This is a genomic window from Dehalococcoidia bacterium (genome assembly GCA_003597995.1).
In the GTDB taxonomy this organism is placed as follows: domain Bacteria; phylum Chloroflexota; class Dehalococcoidia; order Dehalococcoidales; family UBA1222; genus SURF-27.
In genome coordinates this window covers 16299-34222 of the sequence record QZJY01000070.1, presented here as the reverse complement: position 1 = coordinate 34222, position 17924 = coordinate 16299, and the positions used below count along the sequence as shown (strand labels likewise).

Sequence of the window (17924 nt, the reverse complement as noted above, 5' to 3'; positions counted from 1 at the left end):
GTTGCGAGTGTTGCGCAGCAACCGAAGCAATCTCATCCTGAGTCCGCCAAAGGCGGGCGGTTGTGGTGAGGGGGTAACTAACGCCATAGAATCAGCCTCGCTCAAAAGTGACAGTAAAAAAGAGGGAAACATTCCTGTTTCCCTCTTTGAAATTATCCCCACCGAGAGAGTTAGCTATCCCTTATCTTCGCTCGCCGCTACCTTGCGCGGCGTGGCGCTAAAGGAAACCAGACCTCCCGCCAGCAGCAAGAATCCGCCTATCCATATCCACTTCACCAGCGGGTTGACCAGCACCATCAGCAACGCCTGCTGGGTCATGCCGTCGAAGTCCTCAAAGATAACATACAGGTCCTCGGCCAGATTGCTGCGGATGGCTACATTATTGCCGTAGGCCGGGTCCATGTCGACGATGGTCTCCCCGGAATAAATAAACTTCAGAATCTTGTTGGGGTGAACGGACCCCAGGTCCTGGGCGCCGCGCGATACGTCTATATTGGCCGTAACCGTCAAAAGCACCGAGCCATCGCTCTTCTGTTCGGGGACGGCATTGAAGCCGTTGTATGTAAAAGTGTAACCTTTGAGCGTCACCGAATCGCCTACGTTGAGTATTTGTTCCACCTGGCTTTTATATACCGACGACCCGATGATGCCCAGCGCCAGCACCACAATAGATATATGGATGATGTAGCCGCCGTAACGGCTGCGGTTGGCCATAAACAGTCCGCCTGAGGCAGGCAGGAAGCCCTCTTTTTTGCCGCGCATGCGGGCGGTGACGTCACGCCCCCACTTGATGAGCGTAGCTACAAAGACCGCCGCCAGGATGAATAACGGCACTAGCGCGTACCATTGTGTCAGCCCGGCAATGATGAGAGCGATAACTACAAGGAGAGCGCCAACCCCCGGCCAGAGAAGCTGTTTAAGCAGCTTTTTCAAATCCGGCGTTTTCCAGCCGACCAGGATACAGAGGCCGGCCAGCAGAATAATCAACACGAAGACAGGTAAATTTACCACGTTAAAATAGGTCTGGGGCGGGATAATATTGGTGAAAACCGGCAGCGTCGTGCCCACCAGTATAAAAATGGTGGAAATCACCAGCAACAGGTTGACACTCATGAACGTGCCCGTGCCGGAAACAAGGGCGTCATCCCCTTCTGCGCTCTTGATATATCGGCGGCGGTCGATGAGCAGCCACACCGAGCCGATGAGTGTTATGGCCAGAAAGACGATGAATGCGGGAGTCATGGGCGTATCGCCGAAGGTATGCACCGAGCCCTTTACGTCAGACCGTGTCAGGAAAGCGCCGAAAATGGTCAGCCAGAAAGCGGCCATAGCCAGAATGACAGCCCATATCTTGAACATGCCGCGGCGCAGGTACATCATGCTGGAGTGCAGGAAGGCGGTAATAAGCAGCCAGGGCATCAGCCCGGCGTTTTCCACCGGGTCCCAGGCCCAGTAACCGCCCCAGCCCAGCACGGCGTAGGCCCACCACATGCCCAGCACATTGCCGATACCCAGCAGTAGCCAGGCGGCGACGGCCCAGCGCTTGGCGCTGAGCACCCAGGCATCATCCACTTTCCGGTTGAAAAGAGCCGCCACAACCAGAGCGAATGGCACGGTGAAAAGGGCATAGCCCGCCAGCAACGGCGGCGGGTGGATTATCATGCCGACGTTCTGCAGCACCGGTTTCAGCCCGGCGCCGTCCGGGGGTACCGGAGAGAGCGCCTGGAAGGGGCTCTGTATGAAGAGCAGGATGAGAAACAGCATCTCCGTGAAGAGAATGATGGATAACGCGTTCGGCATTAGCTCTCTGTCCGTTTTGTTGCTGCGCCACAGCAGAACGGCCCCCGAGAGGGACACAATCCAGCCCCAGAAAAGCAATGAACCGGCGTTGCCGGCCCACAGCCCTGTGATGAGATAGACCAGCGGCGTATCGCGGCTGGAATAATCGGCCACGTATTTCAATCCGAAGTTGTGCGTCAGCAGGGAGACGAGGAGCAGCGCCACCGCCAGGCTCACCAGCCCGGCCACGGCAAATACGCCGTAGCGGGCGTTCATAGGAAAGCCGTATTTGTTCTTGCGCGAGTCGAGTAAAGCAGCTGCGATGGAATAGATGGCCACCAGGAAAGCCAGGATGAGTACCCCGTTGCCAAATAGGGACATGCCCCGTTCCCTCTCCGCCTACGTCGTGGCAGGCTCGTATTTAGAACCGCATTTGACTACTATGCTGGTGCTCTTGAAGATGCCGCTGGCAGCATCGTATTTACCTTCTACGACTATTTGCTGGCCTGGCTTAAACGTATCCGGCACCGCCCCGCTGTAGGTGACCGCCAGCGTGGCATCAGACGATGTGTCCTTGAGGGTGAAATTCCAGGTGAGCCCCGTCTTGGCAGCGTCGGGCTCCAGGATACCGCTCACGCGAACGGTCTGAGCCGCCAGTGTCGTTTCCTTATTGAGGAACTCCTCCACCGTATAGTAATAGGTCCCCACGCCCATGAATCCGACGTATCCCAGCACCACAGCGGCTATCAGAACGACAATGCCGCCGATGATGAACTTCTTGTTTTTTAACATACAGAACCTCAAAGGGAAGCTTTTTGGGAACGGGATGCGAAATAGCGACTTATGCCATTATAACATAAAGCCCTTTTTGAGCAATTTATGACTTCTCCGGTCGGCTTGGATTACATCCTGCCACACCATCATCCCTTACTGGGAAAAAAGAGAAGGAGGGGCATTATGAATCGCCCCTCCTTAATATTAACTCGAGTGAACTTATTTGGGAGCCGCGTGGCATCCGGCCTGGGTTGTGCACTGTTCCTCTGTACGTCCGGTGTGGTCGGCATTGGAACCCGACTTTACCGTATATACGCCCGGGTTAAGCGTGGAGCCGGCAGCCTTGCCGTCCCAGGTCGGCGGAAAAGGGCTCGAGTTGGCCAAACCCGGGCCGTGACACATCGTCAGGCACAGCCCTTTGTAAGCAGTCAGCACGACGGCGCTGTGCGTCGTAATGGCCGGCGCGGTTTCAGACAGAGTCCCAGTTGGTGTAGAGGAGGACGGCGGAGGAGTGGTGCTGGGATTTGTCGTGATAGTTGACGGATTCGACGTGGTTGGTGGATTGCTCGTGGTGGTCGGAAGATTGGTTGTGGCGGTCGAAGGATTGGTTGACGCGGTCGTCTTGCTGCCGCCGCAGCCTGATACGATAAGAACCACGGTCAGCAGGGAGACCATAATGAACAGCAAAGACCTGGTTTTCATGGCATTGGCTCCTTTTTTACAACTAAAGTTGAAATATTCTAGCACCGGCTCGGCTATTGGTCAAAAGACGTAAAACAAAGGGGGCGACTGACGTCGCCCCCATTCAAAAACGAGATTAGTGTTAAGTACTTAGGATGTGGGCGGAGCATGGCAGCCGGCCTGCGTGCACTGTTCGATCGTGTACGGCGTATGGTCCTGCGGCGACCCGGGAACGATTTCGTACACGCCGGTATTCTGGGTCGAGCCGCTGGCTTTGCCGTCCCAGGTCGGCGGATAAGGATTGGAGTTGGCCAGTCCCTTGGCATGACACATCTGGCAAAGGGTCTTGTAAGCCGCCATAGCTGCGGCATTGTGCGTGGTGATGGCGATAGCTTTATCCGTAAGAGTGGCCGGGGGGTTGGAAGTCGTGGTCGTGCCTGTCGTGCCCGTGCCGCCGGTGGTAGTCGTACCCGTGCCGCCGGTGGTAGTCGTAGTCTTGGTGGTGGTCGGCGGAGGCATTGTTACACCCGCCTGCAAGACATGGCAGGCGGCGCTGATGCAGTCCTTGTTGGTGTAATACACTGATACGGTCTTGCCTAGCACTACTTGTTCACCTGCATGCAGAAGAGGAAAGGTAGCTCTCAACTGGTTCGTCACATGGCAGGCGTTGCAGTTTTCAAAGCGCACATCGACCACATGAGGGACTTTCGGCGCGGGTAAGGTCGTAATGCCGGTGGGAGCCGTGCGGCCGCAAGCGGAAGCCACCGGAATGACCACCAGCGCTATGGCTAACAAAATAAGCAGCTTTTTATTCATCTCTGTCTCCTAGCTCTTATTCGTGCCCGCCGTCAGTTTGTCATACCAGACGGGGTGATGATGCTCGACAGTCTTTTTAGGCATAGTGCCGGTGAACCAGGAGAAAAAGGCCGGCCAGTGGCCCAGCACCACCACCATGCCGACGTGCACAATGATGTAAAGGATAGTGAAGACCATGAAGACATCATGGATGACGGTGGCCCAGCCCCAGATATTGGCGGTGATAGGCCAGACATGGGCGGCCGCCTTGACGGCCCCGCTGAGGAGCATAACTATACCGATGGCAGCAAAGGGGACGAAAGCGCCCTTCTGGGAGGACATGTACTTGTCTTCCGCCTCCCACTTGCGGCGCAGGAAATACTTGCCAATAAAGCCCTGGATGAGGTCCTTCATATTGGGTATGAGCAGCATCCAATCTCGGGTGGCGATATAGTCGGCGCCGAAGAAGAAGCCGCCGAAGAGGGTTATCAGCACGGCGAAGTAATGTACGTTGAGCGCCGGGATGACCTGTTGAAGGGTCGTGGCAAACACCGGGATGAACCAGATGGATTTGCCGTTCATAATAAAGAACCCCATCATGACGCCCGAATAAATCAGGGCGAAGATGCCGAAGCCGGTAGCCCAGTGCGAGATGAAAGAGCCCACACCATGGCGTGTAACGACCTCACCCTTGATTGCGTTCTTCTTCTTGAGAAGTCCCCGGGCCACCCCCAGAATCACACCGACCACCGCCGAGGCCACCAGCCCCCACTGAGCATTGCGGTTGTCGAACAGGGGAATGAGTTTGAGTGAGGTGTATGAGAAATAGATGCCCACTCCCAGGGCGGCCAGGAGCACGAACAGGACCAGTAACGTTTTTTTCAGCATGAAACCTACCCCCTTGCTCTCCTTTTGCCTTATTTTAAGTCGCCTCAGGCGGAACACCAAGCCGTGGTAAACCCCTCGGCAACACTAGCGAGATAATATAGACTATAGTAAGGGACAATGTCAACAAGTTCAGGAGCGTTTTAAAGCGATAGTTTTTATACCCTGCCGATGCTGATATCCCATTGACTCCGAACAGCGCTTGTCTTATAATCCAGTTGAAAAGGATTTTCATTTATAGATATGATACCGATTGAACTCAAACGCCGCAAACTGCACGGCAGCGGCTGCAAAGCCACGCCGCAGCGTCTTTCCGTCCTGGAGGCCGTCGACGGTATGCGGGCGCAGTTCACCCCTCAGCAGCTTTATGAACGTCTACAGAAACAACATCCCGACATCGGACTGGTGACGGTCTACCGCACGCTCAAGCTGCTGGCCGAGAGCGGCCTGATCTGCCGCATGGGTTACAGCGGCAGGTCGCAGAGCTATGCCCGCCGTCCTCAGGAACACCATCACCACCTGGTGTGCGCGGGATGCGACAAGGTGGTTAATGTGTCCTCCTGCGGACTGGGAGAGATGGAGAGAAAACTGGCAAGCGAAACAGGCTTCGCCATCAGTGACCACCATCTCGAATTCATGGGGCTGTGCCGCCAGTGCAGGGCAAACGCTCCGGGAGAAACAAAATGAAAACCGGGGCGCTGGTCCTGTCAGTCTCCCTGCTGATTGCCGCGCTGGCCGGGAGTGCCGCCTGCAATAGCCCCGTCACGACTTCGGGTAAAAAAGCCATCGTCGTTACCTACTCGATTCTCGGCTCTATCGTAAAAGAGCTGGTCGGCGATGCGGCCAGCGTGAGCGTTTCCATACCCAACGGCCTCGACCCGCACGAATGGGAACCCTCGGCCAAAGACATCGAAAAGCTAAACCGGGCTGACCTTATCGTTCAGAACGGGCTGGGGCTGGAAGGGGGCATGGAGAAGGCGCTGGCGCAGGCCAAAGCCAATGGAGTCAGATTATTCACTGCCTCGGATTATATCACCGTCAGGCACGTGGGACCCGGCGAAGGCATCCCTTCCGGCGACCCCGACCAGGCCATCGGCGCGCCCGACCCGCACCTGTGGACAGACCCTCTCGCCATGAAAAACATCGTCGCTGCTCTTGCTGAGTACCTTAAGGCTAACCTTGATATAAATGTAGATGCCCGCTCTCTGGACATCCAGACACAACTCGACCTCCTCAACACACAGGTAGCCGCCGAGGTGGCCGCTCTGCCCCAGGACAGCCGCAAGCTGGTCACGGGTCACGAGTCGATGGGCTATTTCGCCCAGCGCTACGGCTTCAAGCTGGTGGGAGCACTCGTCCCCAGCCTGAGCTCGCAGGCCAATGTTTCGGCGGGAGACCTGGCGGCGCTCAAGCAGCTCATTCTGGACAATAATGTCAAGGTCATTTTCGCAGAAGTGGGCACGTCGGGAGCCGTGGCCTCGGCTATAGCCAGTGAAACCGGAGCCAGGGTTGTAGAGCTATCGACTCACATCCTGCCCTCCGACGGTTCGTATTTTACTTTTGAAACACAACTGGCGGAAACCATAGTCAATGCATTAAAATAGTCAGGCAGAGTATGGATATTTTTATAACTCCATTTACCTCTAACGCCTTCATGACGCAGGCGCTCATAGCCGGCATACTGGTGTCTATCGCCTGCGCCGTGGCCGGCACCTTCGTAATACTGCGCGGCATGGCCTTCATCGGCGACGCGCTGGCGCACGGCGTGCTGCCCGGCATCGCCCTGGCCTTCCTGCTGGGCTTACCGGGTATTCTGGGCGCGGCAGTGGGGGCCGTCTTCATGATAGGCGGCGTTACCCTCATTACCCAGCGCTCGCGCCTTTCGTCCGACACCGCCATCGGGCTGCTGTTTATCGGGATGTTATCATTGGGCGTGGTCATCGTATCGCGCTCCAGTTCCTTCAGCGGCGATCTGACGCGCATCCTTTTCGGCGAGATAATGGGCATCGGCATCTCTTCGATATGGATACAGGTAGCGGCCACGGCAGTTATCGGAGTGACCGCCTTCGTCTGCGCCCGCCCCTTCCTGCTGCTCAGCTTCGACCCCGAGCAGGCGCAGGTGGCCGGTTTCTCATCCAGGCTGTATCACAACGTCATGCTCTTCATGATCGCCGCCACCATCATCGTCTCCTTCCAGACGGTAGGAACGTTATTGGTATTCGGTTTACTCATCGCACCGGCTGGAGCGGGAGCTCTTCTGGCGCGGCGTATACGCGGCATGATGGCGTGGGCTACATTTTTCGGCGCGCTGTCTGTCTATATCGGGCTGCTGCTCAGCTATCACTTAAACCTGGCGACGGGCGCCTCCATCATACTTGTTACAACAGTCATTTTCTTCATTGTTTTCATCATCCAGAACGTGCGCAACCATCAGCACGCCGCCAACGGGGGCCGCCATGACTGACCCCATCCGCACCGGTTTCGGCTCGCAGCCCGATGCCGCGACGTCCGCCGCATTGCCCGTTTTCGTCCGTGCGGCAAAACTGACGGTCGGTTATCCCGGCGAAGCTGTTGTCGAAGGCATCAGCTTCACGCTGCCCCGTGGACAGGCCATGGCGCTCATCGGCACTAACGGCAGCGGCAAGTCCACTCTGCTCAAGACGACTGTCGGGCTGCTCCCGCCGCTGAACGGCGAGCTCTCTATTTTCGGCGGGCGGCCGGGAGGCAACGCCCGGCGCATCGCCTACCTGGGACAGTTCCACAATGCCGGTTTTATACTGCCTTTGCGCGCCGTGGACGTGGTGAGCATGGGGCGTTTCCCGCTGCACGGGCTGGTAGGCAACATGGATGATGAAGACTACGAAATCGCCATGGCAGCCATGCGCACCATGGGCGTGGAAAAGCTGGCCGACACGCCGCTGCGTTCGCTCTCAGGCGGTCAGCAGCAGCGCGTTTACCTGGCGCAGGTGCTGGCGCACAGGGCCGACCTGCTGGTGATGGACGAGCCCACCGCCGGACTGGACGCGGGGGGAAGGGACCTTTACCTGCAGGCCATGAACGACGAACTACACCGCGGCGCCTCCATCATGGTAGCCACGCACGACATACAGGAAGAAGCCTCACTGTGCCAGCAGGTGATGTTGCTGGCGCGCCGCGTGGTGGCCTTCGGCCCGCCGCAGCAAGTGCTCAACTCGGAAACGCTGCTGGAGACCTTCGGCATCGTCATCGGCAAGGACCAGAAGCGTCCGGCGGTGCTGGAATGCCAGCACGGGCACGACACCGAACCTGCCATCCAGGCTAAGCGGAAAATCAGGAGATTCTGGCCACGCTGAGACCTGATGTGTAGGGGCACGGCGCGCCGTGCCCTCATTATTATGTCATTCCGGCAAAAGCCGGAATCCAGAGCACCCCGTCGCTGGATTTTCAAGCCAAGCCCTTCGACCGCCATGTTCATACCTGCGAGGAGCCCATCTCTTGACCGATTTTTGCACCCACACCCACGATTGAGGTATCATCTAACTAACATTTCAGCTAAAAACTTATGAAGGTCTATCACGTCGTTTACGAACCCTCGTTCAAGTCCGTAGATATCCATTTCTGGGCGAAATGCACGCTGGCCTGCCGCGCCTGCTATACGGATTACGAGACGCTGGATTTCGGCCTCTTCGACGACCCTATCGCCTCTATTGCCGGCAAGTCACCCCAGAAGCCGCCTACGAGATTTCTGTCGCTCGATGAGGTAATGAGACTGCTCAAGGGGCGTGCGGTGGACCGCGCCATCTTCATGGGCACCGAGGCGGCCCTCGACCCGGATATGCCGGCGCTGGCTAAAGCCCTGCATCAGGAGTTTCACTCGTACAACGTCATGCTCACCAACGGCCTCAAGCTGGCCGATATGACCGACGTGGACGAGGTCATCTTCAGCATCAAGGCCATCACGTCCGCGCTCCACAGGGAGTACACCGGGCAGGACAACGCCCGCATTTTGGAAAACTTCACCAAAATCGCCCGCTCCGGCAAAAAAATACAGGCCGAGACAGTCCTCATCCCGGGCCTTATAGACGCTGGCGAGGTTGAGCGCGTCGCCAGATTTATCGCCGGCATCGACCGCGGTATCACGCTGCGCATCGACGCCTATTTTCCAGTGGGGGACAACCCCTGGCGCGCCGCCACCGCCGCCGAGGTCGAAGAGGCGGCTGTGCTCGCTCGCAAGCACCTCGACAAAATATCCTGCCTGACGCTCGATATGAAGCGCACCGGCGAAAAACCATTGCGGCTGTTCTGATGAAAAGCTCAAACTCGACCCGGACTATAGACCTCTCCCCGAATGCGCTCTATATCCTTAAAAAACGCTACCTCAAACATGACGGCCACGGCCGGGTTATAGAAAGCCCCTCCGATATGTTCAGGCGTGTGGCCGCTACCGTGGCTCAGGCAGAACGGATATATGACCGCGGTGCCGACACAGCCCGCTGGGAAGATGCTTTCTACGGCCTGATGTCGCGCCTGGAGTTTCTGCCCAACTCACCCACTCTGCTCAATGCCGGGAGATTGTCGGGGCAGTTATCCTCCTGCTTCGTGCTGCCTGTGTCGGAGTCGTTTCGTTCAATCGACAAGAGCCTTGAGGAGGCCAAACTGGTACAAGTGAGCGGGGGAGGCACCGGGTTCAATCTCTCGCGCCTCCGCTCTGGAGCAAAAGGAGATAAGGACGGGCCGGTGTCTTTCCTCGCCCCCCTCTCCACAACCACCGCCTCGGTCAAACAAGGCGGCATCCGGCAGGGCTGCAACATCGCTATACTGGACGCGCACCACCCCGACATCCTGGATTTCGTTAGCGCCAAGAACGGCTCTGGGGAACTGTCCAATTTCTATCTTTCTGTCGGCGTCACATCGGAATTTATGGAGGCTGTCAAGACGGGCAAAAACTACCGTCTCGTCGACCCCGCGACTGGCAGGACGGTCGACACCCACAACGCCAGGGACGTTTTCGAGCACATCGTGGCCCAGACCTGGAAAACGGGCGACCCTGGCATGCTTTTCCTTGAACGCATTCACGCGAGCAATCCGGTGCCGGCCTTGGGCGAGATCGAGGGCGTCAGCGGCTGCGGCGAGCAGATGTTGCTCCCTTATGAGAGTTGCAATCTTGGTTCGGTCAACCTGGTGCGCATGCTCAAGGATGGGAAAAAACCTGAAGTAGATTATATGAAGCTGGACGAGGTTGTCCGCCTCGCGGTCAGGTTCCTGAATGATGTCATTGACGTCAATACGTATCCTCTCCCGCAGATAGCCGCCGCCACTCTGAGGACACGCAAGATCGGCCTGGGCGTGATGGGTTTCGCCGACATGCTGGTGCGACTGGGCATCCCTTACGACTCCGAGGCCGCTCTGGCGCTGGCCGAAAAGGTGATGGGATTCATCAACAAACAAGCCCACAACGCTTCAGCCGCGCTGGGGAAAGAGCGGGGTGTATTTCCCTCCTTCAAAGGCAGCGTCTACGACCGGCCGGGCGGTCCGACTATGCGCAACGCCTCCTGCACCACCATCGCCCCCACCGGCACCATATCCCTCATCGCCGGGTGCTCCAATGGCATTGAGCCGCTTTTCGCGCTGGTCTATATGCGGCGCATCATGGAGGGCAAAAGCCTGCTGGAGGTCAATCAGGACTTCATCCGCGAGGCTAAAGAACGCGGGTTTTACTCTGACGAGCTGGTGAGCAAACTGGCGCAGGGAATCAGGCTGGACGACATGGAGAACATCCCGTCTGAGATGAAGCGCCTCTTCGTCACAGCGCCTGAGATAAAAGCCGACTGGCACGTGCGCATGCAGGCTGCCTTCCAGCATAACGTGGACAACGCCGTCTCCAAGACGGTCAATCTGCCTCACAGCGCCACCGCGCAGGACGTGGCCGCAATTTATATGCAGGCATACGAACTGGGGCTCAAGGGTATCACCATCTACCGCGACGGCAGCCGCCGCAGGCAGCCGCTGGCCATGCGTATAGACCCGGGGCTAGTGGTCAAATATCTAAAAGAGTGCTGAGGGTCACGGCAGTGCGTGGCTGATAACCACCATCCCGATATCCGCTCCCAGGTTATGCCGGTCGGCCGTTTCGAAGTTGCGCCGCAGCCACTCCACCCTCTCGTCTTTACGTTTGGTTTCGTAGTTGCGCGCCGTCATCGGCAGGTCTTCTCCGCCGAAAGGCCGTCCGCATCCCCAGCACTTTGTATCGAAACGCTTCTGGTCTTTGAAGTAGTGCTTGCGATAGCCGCAATCGGGGCAAATAACGAATACTTCATACTTAACGCGCTCTGTCATGTTCGCCACCCATCCGTTGCCAGTTAATCAAAAGCATTCCCATCATCAAGAGCATATTTGTACAAACAAGATGGTTCTATTCGGTTTGTTGACTTTCTCGCTTGGAGTTCCACACAGGAGAGAGGAGCCTTGTTCAAGCAAACAGTGCAAAGGCCCCTCCCTGAAGGTGCAACGGAGACTACGGGCCAAATCCATCAGCCCCGGAAGCGCTTACCAGAGAAGGAACGGCCAGGGAGACGGCAAGCACGGCCAGGACGGCGGCCACGCGCAGCAGCTTAAGGGTATTCCTGTGCTGAATTGCGGCGCTGAATAAACGGTTTAACATTGTGTTCTCCTCCCAATTTCACCGGCTGTACGCCGATGTTGGGGAGATGCTAACATACGACCTCTTACCAAACTCTTACCAAACGTAAAAAGGGCATACTTTTTATTAGTATGCCCTTCCATAACCGCGTAGAAACCGGACTTCAGTTGTTGTTAACACCGCCGGTCAGGATACGTTTGTATAGACCGCGCATGCGGGCGGAGGGCACACAGTCCATTTCCCGCGCCACCGTCTCGACATAGCGTTTATAGAGGCCGGAAGCCGCCAGGTCGTTGCCCATTGCCAGGTGCTCCTCGATAAGGTGGCAATATATCTCGTCCTGGTAAGGCTCAATCGTTAGCAGTTTTTCCAGGAGGCCGACAGCCCGGTAATGCTGGCCGCGGTTACTGGAAAGCCGCGCCAGCAGCATCAAGGCCTTGACATACCCGTTTTCCAGCTCCTGGCGTTTCTCCGCCGCCCAGTCGCTGTAGATATCGGTCAGGAACTGTCCCTTGTACAGCGAGAGGGCATTCTCCAGATTGGGAACAAGCTCGGCGTCGCTTAAACCAGCATTGTCCGAGGCCTTTACCAGCTTTTCGAATTCGAGCGCGTCGAACCAGATTTCCAGATTGGGGTTGATGAGGTAACGCCCCTGTTCCATGGTGATGATGCGCGGATGCAGTGCCCGGCGTAAACGGTACAGGTTTATGTGGAAATTGCTGGCGGCCTTGGCCGGCGAAAGGTCCGGCCAAACAGCGGCGGTGATATTTTCCCGGGTTTGAGCCCCGTCCGACGAGAGTAGGAAGAAAAGTATCTCCTTGGCCCTCACGCTGCGCCACTGCGGCTCTGATATAGGCTGCCCGTCAAGAGATACGCCGGACTCTCCCAGAGCCCGGGCTTCGATTTCCGGCTTCCTGGGCGCCCCTGCGTGGCTACCTGCGCGGCTGAGTCGATCGATTTCAAGGCGGTGCAGTTTAATTTTCTCTACGGTGCGGGTAAAGCGCTCAACTGATATACCTTCCGCCACGGCGTATTCCATAAGCAGGACGGCCTTTCTTCCTTCTATAGCCAAGAAGGCGCCGTAGTCCAGCTCGTCGGCCAGGCTTGAAGCTCGTTTCAAATACGACACCGCATCCGCGTACTTCTTCTCCAGGAAGGCGGCCTGGGCCAAATGGAAACAGGCCTTGGCCAGGCCGTCCTTATCGCCGATGGTTTCTAGTTTTAAGCACACGCCTTTCAAAATGCTGTTCGCTTCCGCATAGTGGCCGCGCTCGTACTCGATGACGCCAAGTTGAGTGGTGAATAGGGCTGACTCGTAGCCCTGCCCCTGGGAATCAGCCTGCGATACGGCCTCTTTTAGCAATACTTCAGCCTTGTCGGTATCCCCCAGCAAGCGATAGGTCTCACCGAGCCCAGCCTTGGCACATATGACGTAGTAGGACTCCATTACCTCCCGCGCGATATCCAGACTCTGGTTATATGAATCCAGGGCTTCATCGTAGCGGTCGAAGTCGCGCAGGATTTCTGCTTTGCCGATTAAAAGGCAGGCCTCGGCCCTGCGGTACCCCGTCATGCGTGCTTTTTCAATCCCGGCTTCCATGGTATCCAGCGCCAGAGAGTACTGGCCGAAACGTTGATAGGCATAACCCACATTGACCAGCGTCACGGCCAGCGCACCGTAGTTCTTCGTTTCCAGCCAGCCCTCGCGCGCTCGTTCGAAATGGGTAAAGGCCTGGTTCAACTGGCCGAGACGTTTGTGCAATACGCCTATTGAATTGTGAACATCAGCCATTTGTCCCACATCCAGTAAGGATGAAAAAAGTTCTAAGGCACGGTTGAACTGGTTCAGCGCGATTTGGAATTCTCCCTGTTCCGCACTTATAGTACCCAATCGTCTGTAAGCGTCGCCCAGGGCGTCCGGGGAGCCGTTGTGAGAATTAAGCAAGGCAATAGCCTGTTCGATATCGTTCCTGGCCTCGGTGAAATGGCCGGTGATGCGCAAGGCTGCCGAACGCCAGCTAAAAGCCATCGAGCGGAAGAGCCAGTCGGCATCGTCCGAGGTTTGTGACAGTGCTTTCGTCAAGAACCGAGCCGCTCTGCCGTTTTCTCCCAGGTGTATCAGGCTCTGTGCATAAAGCAGCACTAAGTCATGGTCGTCCGCCCGCGCATTCTCCGGCAGCGCCTCTATCCACTTGGCTACCGTGCTCCACTTGCCGGACTTCAGATACTCCTGCCCCACTCGGGCGATCAATAACTGCGCTTGAGTGTAAAGGCCGGCCGTCAGGTAGTGCCCGATGGCATCCTGCCAGCGGCAGTCTTTTTCAGCGGACAGGGCAGCCTGCGAGTGGAGAGATGTAAACAGTTCTCGGTTTTCCACAAGGAGCGTCTTCTGCAGGAACTCGCGGAATAAAGCATGATAGCGGAAGCACGACTTTTTGTCGTCTATGCACTGGATGAAAAGACTCCTCTTTTCTATATCTTTGAGTAATGCGTGTGAACCCTTCTGCTGCAGCAGGGCATCACAACTAGCCGGGTTCATGCTTTCCAACGTACTCGAACCGAGAAGGAATTCCCGCACTTCAGGAGTCTGCTTGAGATATACCTCCGCCCCCAGGTAACGGAAAACGTCTTCATGCGACAGACTGAATACCTCTTCGCTGGGTTTGCCGCTGCGCAGGCTGTAGCTGCTCAGCAGTATGCCGACAATCCAGCCCTCAGTCCCCTCGGCCAGCGTGCCGGCCTCCTGTTCTGTGAGGTTCAGCCCGTGGTGTTTGCCAAGCAAGTCTTTTATCTCGGCTGGAGCGAAGGCCAGGTCTGCCGTGGCAAGGCTGGATGCAGCCTCCTGCAGTTTGAGCTTGTGCAGCGCGGGCAGGTTCACCGGCGTGCGGCTGGCCATCACGATATGGCAGTTTTCCGGAGCCCGTTCGATAAGCAGGTTGAGCATTTCCCGGGCCGCGGGGCTGTCTTCTACGCTATGGTAATCATCCAGCACCAGCACGAAGAAGTCGGGAATAGTCTCGTACATCTCGCCGCTGAGTGTCCCCGCCAGCGCTCGTATCTCCTGGGTGGCGTCTCTGGAAGCTGCCAGGCGACCGAGTGTGGCCTGTCCGAATTCGGGAAAGCTGCGGCGGATGGAATGGACGATGCCTTCAATCAGCAGGGACGCGTCCTGGTCCGAAGCGTCCAGCGAATACCAGCACACCGGCGCTTCCAGTTCTCCGGCAAAGTCTATCAGCAGCGTCGTCTTACCGTAGCCCGCCGGAGCAGACAGCGTTTGTACCCGCTTGTCGATCTTCCTGTGCAACAGATCGATAAGACGGCGCCGCACAATGACATGCTCCCCTTTTTTGGGAACAAGACATTTAGTGGCGAACTCCAGATCAGACGTTTCCATGCGTTTTTCATTATAATAGCTATTTGGGGTTAAAACAAGTACTAAAAGTACTAATGGTCATAACACCTGCTGAGACAGGCCCGGGATGGGAAAAATATGATATTCTTCCTTCTCAGCCTATGGCGCACGCGGCAATCTTTAATTCCATAGTAGATTTTATGAGGTTTGAGCTTTGACGCCTGAGCAAAGTTGACGTATAATACATTGTATCTGTGATGCCAATCGCAGCCCCCTGTGAGGTAGATATATGGCCAGCCGATTTGATAAGTTCTCAGAAAGAGCCCGCCGCGTTCTCAGCCTGGCTCAGGAAGAAGCTCAGCGCCTCAACCACAACTACATAGGCACCGAGCACATCCTGTTAGGCCTGGTTAAAGAGGAGGAAGGTGTGGCCGCCCGCGTGTTGATAAACATGGGCGTCAGCCTGCCCAAGATGCGTTCAGCCGTGGAGTACGTCATCGGCCCCGGCGAAAAGGTCACTTCTGCCGGTACCGGTTTGACTACCCGTGCCAAGCGCGTTATTGAGCTGGCCATCGACGAAGCCCGCCAGATGGGACATAACTACATCGGCACCGAGCATCTGCTGCTCGGCCTGCTGCGCGAAGCCGACGGCGTGGCCGCCGGTGTGCTGGACAGCTTCAGCGTAACGCTGGAGAAGGCGCGCGCCGAAATCACGCGTTTCCTCAGCCAGAATGCCAACAAGAGCCGCGCCGCCAAGTCCCCCAGCAAGACGCCTACCTTGGACCAGGTGGCGCGCGACCTGACGGCTGAAGCACGCGCCGGACGCTTGGACCCGGTCATCGGGCGCAGCAAAGAAATCGAGCGCGTCATACAAATACTGTCGCGCCGCACCAAGAATAACCCGGCACTCATCGGCGAGCCCGGCGTGGGCAAGACCGCCATCGTCGAGGGGTTGGCTCACCGCATCGTCTCCGGCGACGTATTTGAAACGCTGGAAAACAAGCGCGTCGTATCGCTCGACATGGCCTCAGTAGTGGCCGGCACCAAGTACCGCGGCGAGTTCGAAGAGCGCCTCAAGAAGGTGCTGGAAGAGCTTCGCGTGGCCGGCAACTGTATCCTTTTCATCGACGAGTTCCACACGCTGGTAGGCGCGGGCGCGGCGGAGGGAGCAGTGGATGCCGCCAACATCCTCAAGCCGGCTCTCGCCCGCGGCGAACTGCAGTGCATCGGCGCCACCACGCTGGACGATTACCGCAAGTACATCGAGCGCGACCCGGCCCTGGAGCGCCGCTTCCAGCCGGTGCTGGTCGAGGAGCCTTCGCTAGAGGACGCCTTGCAGATATTGCGCGGCATCAAGACGCGCTACGAGGAACACCACCAGCTTACCATTTCGGACGAAGCGCTCAAAGTGGCCGTGGATTTCGCCTCGCGCTATGTCCCCGACCGCTTCCTGCCCGACAAAGCCATCGACCTTATAGACGAGGCTTCTTCCCGCGTGAGGATTCGCCACCGCAGCAAGCCCGCCGCTCTGCGCGAGCGCAAAGAGGAAGAACTCAAACTGCGCAAGGAAAAAGAGGTGGCTCTAGCCAGTCAGCAGTACGACCTGGCGGCAGAAAAGCGCCAGCAGGAGCTGCAGATAGAAGAAGCGATAAAAGGCATCGAGGGCGAGTGGCAGGCCCGCCAGGGGCAGGGCAAGCCCGAGGTTAAAAAAGAGGACATCGCCGAGGTGGTGGCCATGTGGACCGGCATCCCGGTGGTGCAGATCGCCGACGAGGAGACCAGCCGCCTGTTGCACATGGAAGAAGCCCTGCACAAGCGCATTATCGGCCAGGACGAGGCCATCGACACCATTTCAAAGTCTGTAAGACGCGCTCGCGCCGGCCTTAAAGACCCGCGCCATCCCATCGGCACCTTCATGTTCCTCGGCCCCACCGGTGTGGGCAAGACCGAGCTGGCCCGTGCGCTCGCAGAGTTCATGTTCGGCAATGAAAACTCGCTCATCCGCATCGATATGTCGGAGTTCATGGAGAAATTCGCTGTTTCCCGCCTGGTAGGCGCGCCTCCCGGCTACGTCGGCTTCGAAGAGGGCGGACAGCTTACCGAGGCCGTGCGGCGCAAGAGCTACTGCCTCATCCTGCTGGACGAAATTGAAAAAGCCCACCCGGATGTTTTCAACATCCTGCTGCAGATATTCGACGACGGCCACCTGACCGACGCCAAGGGGCGCAAGGTGGACTTCCGCAACAGCATCGTCATCATGACCAGCAACATCGGCGCCGAGCTTATCCGCAAGGGTAACACGCTGGGATTCGTCTCGCGCAGCGATGAGAGCAAGGTGCAGCAGAAGTCCTACGACCGCATGAAAGAGAACCTGCTGGGCGAACTGAAAAAGACCTTCCGGCCGGAGTTTATCAACCGTGTGGACGGAGTGGTGGTCTTCCACCCGCTGGAGAAGGAACAGATACGCCAGATAGTGGACCTCATGCTTGTCTCCGTCACCAAGCAGCTTGCAGAAAAAGGCATTACGCTGGAGGTCACCGAAACTGCCAAGGACCTGTTGGGCAAGAAGGGCTATGACGAGGTCTTCGGCGCGCGGCCTCTGCGCCGCACCATCCAGGACCTTATTGAGAACAGGTTGTCCGAAGAACTGCTGCGCGCCGGTTTCCGCGAGGGCGATACCGTGGTAATCGACCTGGCCGCAAGCGGTGAGGAACTGGCCATCGAGGTTAAGAAGGCGGCTGAACCGGCCCTCTCCGGCAGCGAAGCCGAGTAATCCTAAGTTAGACTTAGATAGAATATAGAAGAGAGGGAGCTTTCGCTCCCTCTCTTTTTCTTATGACGTCGTTGCGAGTCCCGATACCGTCGGGACGAAGCAATCTCTACCGAATAGTCTGACGGCATAATCAATTCTATGTTTTTACCATTGCAAGGAGTCCGCCCGCCGTGGCGGGACGACGTGGCAATCCCGGACATTTCTTCCTTCCATTTGGAAATACCAAAGCGATAATAACACTCTTCCTTCTCCATCTATTTCGTATT

At 57.2% G+C, this 17924-nt stretch carries 15 protein-coding genes; 8 read left to right on the top strand and 7 right to left on the bottom strand.

Features of this window, described 5'->3' with window-relative positions; translation table 11 throughout:
- Positions 1-174 precede the first annotated feature (174 nt).
- The 3 genes from C4542_09180 to C4542_09170 form a co-directional block, all read right to left on the bottom strand.
- The gene (locus C4542_09180) at positions 175-2160 is read right to left on the bottom strand and encodes a heme lyase CcmF/NrfE family subunit (protein RJO60459.1); all 1986 of its coding nucleotides are present in this window, start codon (positions 2158-2160) and stop codon (positions 175-177) included.
- Positions 2161-2178: 18 nt separating this feature from the next.
- Entirely contained in the window at positions 2179-2571 is a 393-nt protein-coding gene (locus C4542_09175) for a cytochrome c maturation protein CcmE (protein ID RJO60458.1), read from the bottom strand.
- A 201-nt stretch (positions 2572-2772) separates the two neighbouring features.
- Positions 2773-2955, bottom strand: a complete 183-nt coding sequence (locus C4542_09170) for a hypothetical protein (GenBank protein ID RJO60457.1) — start codon at positions 2953-2955, stop codon at positions 2773-2775.
- A 52-nt stretch (positions 2956-3007) separates the two neighbouring features.
- Here C4542_09170 and C4542_09165 point away from each other — a divergent pair, with 52 nt between their 5' ends.
- The gene (locus tag C4542_09165; protein RJO60456.1) at positions 3008-3328 is read left to right on the top strand and encodes a hypothetical protein; all 321 of its coding nucleotides are present in this window, start codon (positions 3008-3010) and stop codon (positions 3326-3328) included.
- Positions 3329-3384: 56 nt separating this feature from the next.
- Here C4542_09165 and C4542_09160 read toward each other — a convergent pair whose 3' ends face one another.
- On the bottom strand, positions 3385-4050 hold the full coding sequence (locus C4542_09160; protein ID RJO60455.1) for a hypothetical protein: 666 nt from the start codon (positions 4048-4050) through the stop codon (positions 3385-3387).
- A 9-nt stretch (positions 4051-4059) separates the two neighbouring features.
- Positions 4060-4977 carry a hypothetical protein gene (locus C4542_09155; GenBank protein RJO60454.1) on the bottom strand — a complete coding sequence of 306 codons (918 nt, stop codon included), beginning with the start codon at positions 4975-4977 and terminating at the stop codon, positions 4060-4062.
- A gap of 180 nt (positions 4978-5157) precedes the next feature.
- Between C4542_09155 and C4542_09150 the strand changes: the two genes are divergently transcribed.
- The 6 genes from C4542_09150 to C4542_09125 all read left to right on the top strand — a co-directional run bounded on the left by C4542_09150 (position 5158) and on the right by C4542_09125 (position 10953).
- Entirely contained in the window at positions 5158-5601 is a 444-nt protein-coding gene (locus C4542_09150) for a transcriptional repressor (GenBank protein RJO60453.1), read from the top strand.
- A complete protein-coding gene (locus tag C4542_09145) occupies positions 5598-6518 on the top strand; it encodes a zinc ABC transporter substrate-binding protein (GenBank protein ID RJO60452.1) in 921 nt (306 codons plus the stop codon). The genes C4542_09150 and C4542_09145 overlap by 4 nt, the downstream gene beginning before the upstream one ends.
- Positions 6519-6529: 11 nt before the next feature.
- Positions 6530-7378 (top strand): metal ABC transporter permease, encoded by an 849-nt coding sequence (locus C4542_09140; GenBank protein RJO60451.1) that lies wholly within the window; start codon positions 6530-6532, stop codon positions 7376-7378.
- Positions 7371-8246 (top strand): metal ABC transporter ATP-binding protein, encoded by an 876-nt coding sequence (locus C4542_09135; GenBank protein ID RJO60450.1) that lies wholly within the window; start codon positions 7371-7373, stop codon positions 8244-8246. The genes C4542_09140 and C4542_09135 overlap by 8 nt, the downstream gene beginning before the upstream one ends.
- Before the next feature lie 209 nt (positions 8247-8455).
- Positions 8456-9199, top strand: coding sequence for a radical SAM protein (locus tag C4542_09130; protein ID RJO60449.1), 744 nt, complete (start codon positions 8456-8458; stop codon positions 9197-9199).
- Positions 9199-10953, top strand: a complete 1755-nt coding sequence (locus C4542_09125) for an adenosylcobalamin-dependent ribonucleoside-diphosphate reductase (GenBank protein ID RJO60448.1) — start codon at positions 9199-9201, stop codon at positions 10951-10953. Before C4542_09130 ends, C4542_09125 begins: the two co-directional genes overlap by 1 nt.
- 3 nt (positions 10954-10956) lie before the next feature.
- Here C4542_09125 and C4542_09120 read toward each other — a convergent pair whose 3' ends face one another.
- Positions 10957-11229 (bottom strand): hypothetical protein, encoded by a 273-nt coding sequence (locus C4542_09120; GenBank protein RJO60447.1) that lies wholly within the window; start codon positions 11227-11229, stop codon positions 10957-10959.
- A 467-nt stretch (positions 11230-11696) separates the two neighbouring features.
- Entirely contained in the window at positions 11697-14927 is a 3231-nt protein-coding gene (locus C4542_09115; protein RJO60446.1) for a hypothetical protein, read from the bottom strand.
- A gap of 247 nt (positions 14928-15174) precedes the next feature.
- On the opposite strand from C4542_09115, the gene C4542_09110 reads away from it, so the two are divergent.
- A complete protein-coding gene (locus C4542_09110) occupies positions 15175-17658 on the top strand; it encodes an ATP-dependent Clp protease ATP-binding subunit (protein ID RJO60445.1) in 2484 nt (827 codons plus the stop codon).
- Positions 17659-17924 lie beyond the last annotated feature (266 nt).